Below are 11,119 nucleotides of genomic sequence, written 5' to 3'. Positions count from 1 at the left end.
ACATATATCTAAGTTTACAATTGTACTCATAGTTGCTATAATAATAGTACAAACGAAAAATTGATAATCAGAGATTCAAAAGCACAAAAACCCATCCTACTGGGAATAGGATGGGTTTTCTTTATGCCCGAATTTTGCTGAACATGTGGGCTGGAAACAACTTGCTTAATTGCCTTCTCTCTTCTCTAGCCAAAAAGAAAATAGTCTAAGTATTATACCTACTAGGATAGGCGCGATAACTAACGTGAAAAATTCATACATCTAGGTTCATCCCGCTCTCGTGGCAATTGCCAATTGAATTGCACTATTTTTATATCAATAACAAATGAAAATGGTCCTATCACACATACTAGTTCTTTTCAGAAAATGAAATAAAAATTATTTTTATTTCAAAACCACAAAATGGTATTTCCACACAGTTTTTCCTTTTCAGCCTAAGGTAGGAGTAAAAAAATGTTGTTTGTTCAAAGCAAATCAAGTACAATGAAAGAGGTATATTCGTTCAAGGAGGAGAAAGAAACTATGTGGATTTACATTCTTGTCGGTCTGATTTGCTTACTTGTAGGGCTTGCAGGCGGTTTTTTCATTGCGAGACGCTATCTAATGAGCTATTTGAAAAACAACCCGCCAATTAATGAGCAAATGCTTCAAATGATGATGGCTCAAATGGGTATGAAGCCTTCGCAAAAGAAAATCAACCAAATGATGAGTGCAATGAGTAAGCAACAAGAGAAAGAAACCAAGAAAAAGAAAAAATAATTCTTTGTATAATGAGGGATTTCATCGCTTTTTAGCATCTTAAAAAAGAGTTGCATTATCTCAAATTAGATTATTTTAGTTAAATCTTATACAAAGGAACGAACCATTATAAATATTTTTGGTCGATTACGATATCAAAAAAGGTAAAAATCGCCAGCATGAACTAAATTACTTTACTTCATATTTCTCGTATAAAAGAGAAATATCAGTGGTTGAAGAAAAGGCGTTAAAACGCACGATATAAAAGGTTACTAAGCTCATAAATAGCCAAGTAACTTTTCTATCCGTGCGTTTTATTTTGCATTTCGCATCTTTCTAAATGACCGCTTCTTAGCCAAAAAAGTCCTTATTGCTTTTACTTAAAGGTGTATTTATGCGCTCAAGTGGTGACAATAAAACATTCGAAATATAAACCTTACCAAAAAGATCGTTTAACGAGAAGACCTACTATGATTGGTCTCTTTCTTAATGTATTCATTTTTAGGAAAGCGCTTGCTATTTTAGAATACAATTTAGTATACTTATGGTGTAACTTTTTTTAAGAAAGAAGGGCTTCAAGTGAAAACAAGAAAAGTTTTAAAAATTGCAGCACCAATCATGGTTGCTTCATTAGTCTTTGCACCAATAGCCTCGCCAATTTCTGCATATGCTTCTGAAAATGAAAGTATTGTTAGTCCTAAGTTAGAAAGTGAAGCAACTGAAATACTAAATAGCATAAATATAGAACAACTTCAAAATCAAGCAAAGCAAATGGGTACTTATGATTCAGAAGGAAATGTAACAATAACAGATTCAAAGCTAGTTAGGTTAATGCAATCACAGAATATCCAAATACCAGTGGAATTGAAAAAAGCTGTGATACAAAGAAAAGCTGATGTGACAAAGGTTGTTAGAAAGAATGGTTATACAACTTTTTATTTAAGTGCAACTACTGCTAGTGCGATTTGTGGCGGGAGTATAGCTGCTGCGATGTTTCTAACTGCAATTACAGGAGGTCTAGGCTTTCAACTTGCTATTATCGTTGTGAGTACCGTTTCTTCGATGTCATGGTCGTACATGAAGGGCGGTATTTGGCTTAAATTTAAGGGACTAAAATTAGTAAGTAAAGGAAAACAATAAAACAATGAAATTAAGTAAATTGCAAATTACATTGATGGTAATAATTGTTTTAATAACGATTATTAGTATTATTGGGATTTATAACCAATATCAAATCTTTAATTATATATGGAATGTCACTTTAATTATTGTAGCGCTAATCTCAATTTTTAGTAGCAGAAAAAATAAATGATGACAACATTAAGAACACGTACTTTAACATAGTATAACCGTTTGTCCCTTAATCAAAGATCACACACTAACTTACCAGTATGTATCCTCCGTTCATGCTGGTTTTTTATTTTTTCATCACCATCAGCCATCGCTTGTTCTCTTTCTGTGATTCATTTTTTAAGTTCTTCTAAATACTCTTTGGTTATACATGATTTTGCGGATGAATGGCTACTGTAATATCGTGCTTGCCCTTTGTTGTTTTCCTCTCACTTTCTTGTGCTCCTTCCCAGCAAATGATCAGCGAAGTAGTTCGCGATTTTTTTGTTAAAGGATTGTTGGTTTTTTAATAAATCCTTCTTTTAAGCTAACGATTGTCATTTTTAAAGCAAAGCGTTTCTCTTTCGTTAAAATTTGAACTATAATAACAACATGTAGTACGTAAGGGGGAAAGAAAATGTCGCTTTTGTTATCTACTGCGATTACATTGATTTTTGGTTCGATGATTATTGTTATTCGGATGAAAGCTTCAAAACGGCCTGCGAGTGTCAAGGGGATTTTGATTCCACCTGTCATGATGTCAACAGGGGCTTTCATGTTTATTGTGCCATATTTTCGTGTAACAATGATTGATATTATTGAAGCCGTTTTTATGGGGCTCATTTTTTCGCTTATTTTAATTTGGACGACGAAATTTGAAATGAAAGATAAACTTATTTTTATTAAGCGGACAAAAGCTTTTCCAATTCTGCTAATGCTGCTTTTGTTTATTCGCTTGCTTTTAAAATACTGGATTAGTGGAAGTGTTGAGTTAGGTGAGCTCTCTGGTATGTTTTGGATTATGGCGTTTGCAATGATTGTTCCGTGGCGCATTGCGATGTATTTTCAGTACCAAGCTGCGACAAGGAATTTGGAAGAACCAAGCGCTTCGGCTGAATAAAAAAGGGCCACTTGAAAAATAGCAACAAGACTATTTTTCAAAATGGCTCTTTATTTTTTCATGGTTTTGATCTCTTGACGCAGTGTGTCAAAAGTAGCTAATAATTCAGTTGATTTTTCTTCTAAAATATCTTTTTGCTCGCGAGATGATTCATTTAAATGAATTAGGTCACCAAAACGAATGATAATTTTTTTGCGTTTGAGTAACTCTTTTATTGTTTTTGGACCGTCATAAACAGCGGGTAGCAGGGGCACACCTGCTTTATAGGCAACGGTTACGGCTCCACGCTTTAATTGGATATTGCTTTGGTTGCGTGTACCACTTGGGAAAATACCTACTACTTTTCCGTTTTTTAAAAGTCTAATCGGCGCTTTAAGTGAGCTTGGACCAGGTTTTTCACGGTTTACTGGAAAGGCATTGAGATGAGTCATTAACCAGTTTAAGAAACGTCCTTTAAATAATTCTTGTTTCGCCATGTAATGAATCGATGTTGGATAAAGGGCAAAGCCTAGATAAATAATTTCAATCCAAGTTGTATGTGGCGAAACAACAACAAAAGGAGCTTTTGGGATTTTATTTTTATTTTGTACTTGAAATCGTCCACCAATAATGGCTAAAATAACATGAACGACTGTTTTGGCAAATTTGTAAAACAACTTTTTCACTCCCTAATTTTTGTAACTATTTATAGTATACTTAAAAAAGAGCAAATTTGCATCAAAAAATATGCACAGAAAAGAGGATATCATGAAACTTTTACATACAGCGGATTTGCATTTGGGAAAAATAGTAAATAGTGTGTCGATGCTTCCTGATCAACGCTATATTTTAGAGCAAATAACGGCGATTATCGAAAAAGAACAGATCGATGGGATTATTCTTGCCGGCGATTTATACGATCGAGCAATTCCGCAAGTAGAAGCGGTTAATTTATTAAATGATATTTTATTTCAGTGGAATGTGAAAAAGCAGTTGCCAATTTTTGCCATTAGTGGTAACCATGATAGTGCTGACCGACTTTCTTTTGGATCAGCATGGTATGAAAATCATCAATTTTATATGGCTGGAAAGTTAACCGCTGAAATCAATCCTATTCCATTTATGGATAGCGAAATTTGGCTTATTCCTTTTCATGAACCAGCCGTTTTACGCGATTTAACGGGAGACAAAACGATTCATAGCTACGAAAATGCCATGCAAAAGATTGTTCAACAAATTAAACAGAAATGGAATCCCGCAAAATGTCAGATTTTCGTTGGTCATGCTTTTATTAGCGGAGGAATTCCAAGTGATTCTGAACGGCAGCTTTCAATTGGTCATGTAGATCGTATTTCAACAGATTGTCTAGCAGATTTTACTTACACGGCGCTTGGGCATTTGCACCATCCTCACGCCATCAACCATCCGACGATTTTTTATAGTGGATCACCACTTAAATATTCATTTTCAGAGGTCAATGATAGAAAGAGCGTTCGAATTGTTGAATTTTCAGGTGTAAAATTAAAAAAGGTAAGAGAAATTCCATTAAAACCAAAACGTGATTTACGGATAATTGAAGGGACGCTTGAAGAGTTGACAACAGAAATTGCTGAAAATCCAAACGATTATTTGCAAGTCAATTTAACAGATCAAGGGGCACTTGTTGATCCAATGGGAAAATTGCGTCAATTTTATCCAAATATTTTACATTTAGAAAGAACGACAGCAATACTTTCAGAGGGGAAGCCCGAGACATTCACCGAAGTGTTGAAAAAAGAAGACATACCACTTTTTGCGCAGTTTTTTGAATACGCAAGCGGGCAAGTTTTGACAGAGGAACAGAAAGAAAAGATGCAGCTAATCCTAAATGAAGTAAATAGGGAGGCTAAAGATATATGAGGCCGCTTAAACTAACGATGACTGCTTTTGGCGCTTATGCTGGAAGAGAAACCATTAATTTTGAAGAATTAGGAAACGAGCGGATTTTTGTTATTTCTGGCAAAACAGGCGCAGGAAAATCGACCATTTTTGACGCGATTAGTTACGCTATTTTTGGTAGAAGTAATACATTTGATCGAGAAGGTTTTTCAATGCGTAGTCACTTTGCAGAAGCTAGCGAAATGACACAAATAGAATTAACTTTTCTTTTGCGCCAAAAAAAATATTACATTAAGCGCACACCGCAGCAAGAAATAGCTAAAAAACGGGGAAGCGGAACAACAACACTCCCCCAAAAAGCTGTACTTTATGAACTGCAAGATGATAAAGAAATTTTGCTTGCAAGTTCTGTACGAGATGTCAACATAAAAATGGAAGAAATCATTCAGCTTAATGTTCACCAATTTCGGCAAATACTGATGATTCCTCAAGGTGAATTTCGGGAGCTGCTTGTATCTGAAAGTAAGGAAAAAGAAGTCATTTTACAACGCTTAGCTCATACGGTTTACTATAAAAATATCGAAGAAAAACTATTTGAGAAGCAAAAACAAGCAGAAATAGAAGTTAAAGAATTACGTGCGGAAATCAACCAGCTACTTCTAGAAAGTTTTGCTGATGAAGAAGGTTTAACCGATGCTAAAATCGAAAAGCTGTTTACTGAGAAGATCGCACAACTTATTGAGCTGGAAGAAAAAGCAGATCAAGAGCTTACTCATATCCAAAAAGAAGCTGAACTAGCTATTCAGCAATTAGCAATAGCCACTCAGCAACTTGCTGATTTTGAAGAGTTCAAGCAAGTCAACATGCAACTTGCTGAACTAAAAAAAGAAGCAGAGCTGATAACAAGTTTACAACATAGATTAACTAGGCAAAAACGTGCCGAAAAGATTCGGCCATTAGATGATTTATGTAAAAAATTGACGCAAGAATTTGCGACAAGCAAAACGCAGTACACAACAAGTCAAATGAAGCTTGAACAAGAGAAAAAGATGTTATCTGAGCTTGAGCAAGAACAAAGCGATCATGAAAAGTTGGCTGAAACAGCAGAGAAGTGGCGCCGGAATTTGTTTCAATTTGAAGAAATGGAAAGTAATATTCATGCCTTAGCGAAAATCAACCAGCAGGAAGAAGAAGCCCAAAAAGCGATGATTCAAAAGGAAAATAATTTTTCTTTACAAGAAAACGAATACCATCATTTGATTAGCGAGCAAACAAAAAATGAACAAGCACTTGCTGCATTTGAAAATCTTGAATCCAAGCAATTAACAAACAAAATGCAACATGATGAAACGTTACGTACAATAACAGAGGTAAAAAAACAACTTGAACAAAAAATGACTTTAAATCAACTTGAGCAAAAAAAACGTCATCTTATCGAAAATCACAGTCAACAAATGAAAAAGCTAAGCAAGGTAGCTGAACAAAAAAAAGTGATTGAGCAAGCTTTTTTAGAAGAACAAGCTTATCTTCTTTCTAAACATTTAGTTCATGGAGAGGCTTGTCCGGTTTGCGGAGGTTTAGAGCACCCTCATCCAGCCGTGAAACATACGCTATATTCAGCAGCTCATGAGAAAGAAATTAACGAAAAATACGCAGCTTTACAACTTGATGTGGAGGCACAAACAAAAGAAATTGATAAAGTCACTTGGCAAATTGATGGACTAGCTGATTTGAAAGAACAATCGCTTGAAACGCTTCAGGAAAACTTGAAACAAAACGAACAAACTTTAAAACACTATGTAAGTCAAAAAAAAGAATTTGAAAAACAAATAATCGCTAAAAAGAAGCGACAACAAGCGCTTGCTCAAATAAAAGAAGAAGTCGTAGTCATTGAAAAAGCGCAAAAAGAAGCTTTAGCTGAACGAAATAAAAGTAAAGAAGAACATACAAAAATAAAAACAAAACAACTTGTCTTAGAAGAGAATATTCCAGCACAATTGCGCGATTTAGCAATGTTTATCAAAACTAAACAAAGAATTGTGCATTCATTAAAATTATATACAGAAAAAGAGCAGCAATTAATAAAAAAAATTAACCTTGCCAAAGAAAAACAAGCGGCATTAAAAGCAAATGAAAAACAACAATATGAGCAAATGATTCAATTTGAAAATAAATTATCACTTGAAGAAAAAAATTTTCAAACAGCCTTATCACAAGCCGGATTTAACGAATATGATGACTTTAAGCAAAGTCTTCTAACCGATACAGAAATAACCGAGTTTGAAGCAAGAATTGAAAGTCATTCCCATAAAAAAATACTTGCTGAAAATGAACATGCCCGCTTACAAAAGAAACTAGAATCACTAGAAAAACCAAATATTGAGGAACTAGAAGCTCATTTTGCAACAATTAAGCAAATACGCTTGCAAAAAGAACAGCTTTTATCTGAAATAAAAACCAAACACAAAGAAACGGAAAGACAGCAACGAAACTATCAGCAAAAAAATCAAAGACGAAGTGAAGCCGAAGAAAAATATCGTGATATCGGTCTTCTTGCTGATGTAGCAAGAGGAAAAAATGAACGTAGGATTACATTTGAACGTTACGTGCTTGCTACTTTTTTAGATACTATTGTCCGTCATGCCAATACAAGGCTTGCAAAAATGACAAATGGACGTTTTTGGCTACACCGAAAAGATGAAAAAGCGAGAGGAAATGCCCAAAGCGGATTGGAGCTTGAAGTGTACGATGAATATACAGGTTTATTGCGACACGTTAAGACTCTTTCTGGTGGAGAATGTTTTAAAGCGTCACTTGCTCTTGCTTTAGCATTGGCTGAAGTTGTACAAGAAATGGCAGGGGGTATATCTCTTGAGACGATGTTTATCGATGAAGGATTTGGAACGCTTGATCCCGAATCTCTTGACATGGCAGTCGAGTGTTTACTAGAGACACAAGAAAAAGGTCGAATTGTTGGCATTATTTCACATGTCCCAGAACTAAAAGAGAGAATCCCTTCACGCTTAGAAGTAACGGCAACAAATCATGGAAGTAAAGCACATTTTATCGTACCAGTCATTTAAAAGAGAGGTGGATTGAGTTTGCCAACGATTAATATTTTAGATAAAATGATTCCTTATCATATTAAACAAGAAGGAAAACAGCTTTTACTTGAAACAAAAATCATCAGGACAGAATTAGAGAATGAGCGGAAATATGCTTTTTCTGATGGTGAAATAGTAACCAGTAAAAAAGAAGATCATTTCGACTGTAGTTGTCCTTTTCATCAAGAAGAGGGAAGTGTTTGTAAGCATATTTATGCAGCTTATCTTGATGAGAAAAAATGGCAACAGCAGGTCAAACAAAAAAGCATAAAAGAACGGATTTTAGAACAAGAAGCAGAGACGATGTTATCGCTTTTTCAAACGAATGTGGCAAAGCAATTTGATCATCGTACCTATATACCGAAAATGAAATTACATGTAGAATATATTCTAAAAATCAAGCAACAACTGCTTTCTTTGGAGTTGAAAATTGGAATGACACGCACGTATGTTGTCAAAAATATCAATGCATTTTTAAAAGCCATTTCAAAACAACAACTTCTTGAGTTTACAAAAAGTTTTACTTTTGACCCGAGTGAGCATGATTTTTATGAAGAAGACAAGCAAATTTTTGAAGCGTTAATCCAAATGAATGACATCGCCAAGTTATACGAAACAGAAGAGGATTATTGGATGAAAAGCTATGCATCAGATAAAATGCTAACCATACCAAGCAGCATGGCTTCTGATTTCATTAAGCAGCTAACAACACGTGATACACAAGTTCAAATCCTTTCAGCGAAAAATGAACTTCAATTAAAATATCTAAATCCAAAATATAGCGAAGGAAAATTAGCGCTTGATTTTTCTTTAACCGAGCGTGAACATCAACAATATACATTAGAATTGGATGCTTTTAGGCAAGCTGTTTTTTTAGAGAACTATTATCTTATTTTTTGCGATGGCATTTTTTATACCGAATTAAAACCTATCTGGCATGAACTCACACCGTTGATCGAGTTTTCCAAGATCACACATGCTGAATTTATCCAGTTTAATGAAGCAAAACTTAGCGAAGTCATTTCTTATATTCTTCCAGCACTTGAAAAATGTGGGCATGTCGATATTGATGAATCAATAAAAGCACGAATGATGAAGCCTCCGCTAAAAGCTAAGCTCTCTCTTTTTCTACAAGATAAAAGACACGCGCTTAGACTTAGATATCAATACGAGGATCAGACTTTTGATCCGTTTGTAGAGGAGGGGATCCCTTCCAACCAAAAGGCTATTATGATTCGCGATATTGAAAAGGAATCTTTAATTATGCATTTAATTGAAAATGCTCCAATTCAGTTTTCAAATGGCCAAATGGTTGTAAGCTCGAAAGAAGAAGATTTGTATTTATTTTATTATGATGTGCTTCCTGAGCTTTCTAAAGTACTTGATGTTGAAACAAGTGATGCACTAGATCAAGTTATTTTAAACACAGTAAAGCCGCATACCTCGCTTGAATTAACGAATGATCACCACTATCTTGCTATTTCGTTTGATTTTGAAGGGATCCCAGAGCAAGAGATCAACGCCGTTTTAGAATCTTTACGTGAAAAAAGACGCTACCATCGTTTAAAAGACGGCCGCTTCATTTCTTTAGAAAGTAAAACGTATCAGCAACTAAGCAATGTCTTTGATTTACTTGAAGTTCGTAAAAAAGATGTCAAGAAAAAATTAATTGTGCCATTTTATCGTGGTGTTCAAATTTATCAAGCCCTTGATGCAGAAAATGAACAAAAATACCAACATATTAGTCATCAGATCTATCAAGCGTTAACGGAGATTACGACACAATCAAAAACGCAATATTCACCGCCTAAGGGATTACATGCCAAGCTACGTGATTATCAAATAACGGGCTTTAGATGGCTCAAAAGCTTAGCTAAATATCGATTAGGTGGGATTTTAGCAGATGATATGGGGCTTGGAAAAACAGTCCAAACGATAACGTATCTTTTATCAGAGTTAGAAGATGAGCCTGAGTTAGCGCCTATTTTAATTGTTACGCCGGCTTCTTTATTATACAATTGGTTAAATGAATGGCAAAAGTTCGCGCCAGAAGTTCCTGTTACTGTGATCCATGGAACAAAGGAAACGCGTAAAAAACAAGTTGCAGCGATCACATCTGGCCAAGTCTATTTGATTTCCTATCCTTCGCTTAGACAAGATGATGCTTTTTTCAAAAACCATCACTTTTCGACAGTTATTTTAGACGAATCCCAAGCGATTAAAAATTATCATACAAAAGCAAGCCAGGTTGTTCGATCACTAAAATGTGAAAATATTTTTGCGTTAAGCGGTACACCACTTGAAAATTCAACCGACGAATTATGGGCAATCTTCCAAACCATTATGCCGGGCTTTTTCCCTTCATTACGCAAATTCAAAGAGCTAAGTCATGAAAAAGTAGCCAAAATGATTGCTCCATTTTTGATGCGGCGATTAAAGCAAGAGGTTGTCCGCGAGTTACCAGAAAAAATCGATACCAACTTATACTCTGAGCTAACCACAGAACAAAAAACCATTTACCTTGCTTATTTAGAAAAAATTCAACAGGATCTTTCAAAAACGGAATTTAATCAAGGAGAGGAGCGAATGAAGCTACTTGCTGGCCTTACTCGCTTACGGCAAATTTGTTGCGATCCTAGCCTTTTTATTGAAAATTATCATGATGATTCTGGAAAGTTGTTGCAGTTATTTGATACAATACAGACAGCAGAAGAAAATAATAAGCGAATCTTGATTTTTTCACAATTTACAAGCATGCTTAAAATTATTCGTGATCGCCTTACGCAAGCAGGGTATCATTCTTTTTATATGGATGGTAAAACACCAGCCAAAGAGCGAGTGGAGCTTGTAGAGGCGTTTAATCAAGGAGAAGAACGACTCTTTTTGATTTCTTTAAAAGCTGGCGGAACAGGATTAAATCTAACAGGAGCAGATACGGTTATTTTATATGACTTATGGTGGAATCCTGCTGTTGAAGAACAAGCGGCATCAAGGGCCCACCGAATTGGCCAAAAAAATGTGGTTCAGGTCATCCGTATGATTGCAAGAGGTACAATAGAAGAAAAAATCTATAACCTACAAAAGAAGAAACAAGCGATTGTAGATGATCTCATTCAACCAGGTGAAAAGTTACTAAATAAGTTAACGATAGCAGAAATTAAAGAGATTTTGAAAATCGATTAGAAGGGAA

At 35.1% G+C, this 11,119-nt stretch carries 8 protein-coding genes; 6 read left to right on the top strand and 2 right to left on the bottom strand.

The annotated features are described in order from the left end of the window. Positions 1-165: 165 nt before the first annotated feature. On the bottom strand, positions 166-261 hold the full coding sequence (locus tag G6Q10_RS04660; RefSeq protein ID WP_163653485.1) for a type I toxin-antitoxin system Fst family toxin: 96 nt from the start codon (positions 259-261) through the stop codon (positions 166-168). Positions 262-522: 261 nt separating this feature from the next. On the opposite strand from G6Q10_RS04660, the gene G6Q10_RS04655 reads away from it, so the two are divergent. From G6Q10_RS04655 to G6Q10_RS04645, 3 genes are all read left to right on the top strand, one after another. Further along, a complete protein-coding gene (locus G6Q10_RS04655; protein WP_163653482.1) occupies positions 523-759 on the top strand; it encodes a YneF family protein in 237 nt (78 codons plus the stop codon). 558 nt (positions 760-1,317) lie between these two features. Next, positions 1,318-1,878 carry a hypothetical protein gene (locus G6Q10_RS04650; RefSeq protein WP_163653479.1) on the top strand — a complete coding sequence of 187 codons (561 nt, stop codon included), beginning with the start codon at positions 1,318-1,320 and terminating at the stop codon, positions 1,876-1,878. Positions 1,879-2,485: 607 nt separating this feature from the next. Further along, a complete protein-coding gene (locus G6Q10_RS04645; RefSeq protein WP_163653477.1) occupies positions 2,486-2,968 on the top strand; it encodes a CcdC family protein in 483 nt (160 codons plus the stop codon). A gap of 50 nt (positions 2,969-3,018) precedes the next feature. On the opposite strand, the gene G6Q10_RS04640 is transcribed toward G6Q10_RS04645, so the two are convergent. Beyond that, positions 3,019-3,624, bottom strand: coding sequence for a lysophospholipid acyltransferase family protein (locus tag G6Q10_RS04640; protein ID WP_163653475.1), 606 nt, complete (start codon positions 3,622-3,624; stop codon positions 3,019-3,021). A gap of 91 nt (positions 3,625-3,715) precedes the next feature. On the opposite strand from G6Q10_RS04640, the gene G6Q10_RS04635 reads away from it, so the two are divergent. Genes G6Q10_RS04635 through G6Q10_RS04625 form a run of 3 tightly spaced genes read left to right on the top strand, consistent with a single transcriptional unit; the run spans position 3,716 to position 11,112 of the window. Continuing rightward, complete coding sequence (locus tag G6Q10_RS04635; RefSeq protein WP_163653473.1) at positions 3,716-4,846, top strand: exonuclease SbcCD subunit D; 1,131 nt, start codon at positions 3,716-3,718, stop codon at positions 4,844-4,846. After that, complete coding sequence (locus G6Q10_RS04630) at positions 4,843-7,908, top strand: SbcC/MukB-like Walker B domain-containing protein (protein WP_163653471.1); 3,066 nt, start codon at positions 4,843-4,845, stop codon at positions 7,906-7,908. Before G6Q10_RS04635 ends, G6Q10_RS04630 begins: the two co-directional genes overlap by 4 nt. Before the next feature lie 45 nt (positions 7,909-7,953). Beyond that, positions 7,954-11,112, top strand: a complete 3,159-nt coding sequence (locus G6Q10_RS04625; protein WP_163655739.1) for a DEAD/DEAH box helicase — start codon at positions 7,954-7,956, stop codon at positions 11,110-11,112. Positions 11,113-11,119 lie beyond the last annotated feature (7 nt).

The sequence above is a fragment of the Listeria sp. PSOL-1 genome (genome assembly GCF_902806445.1).
Lineage (GTDB): Bacteria > Bacillota > Bacilli > Lactobacillales > Listeriaceae > Listeria.
This window is presented reverse-complemented; position numbering and strand designations above follow the sequence as displayed.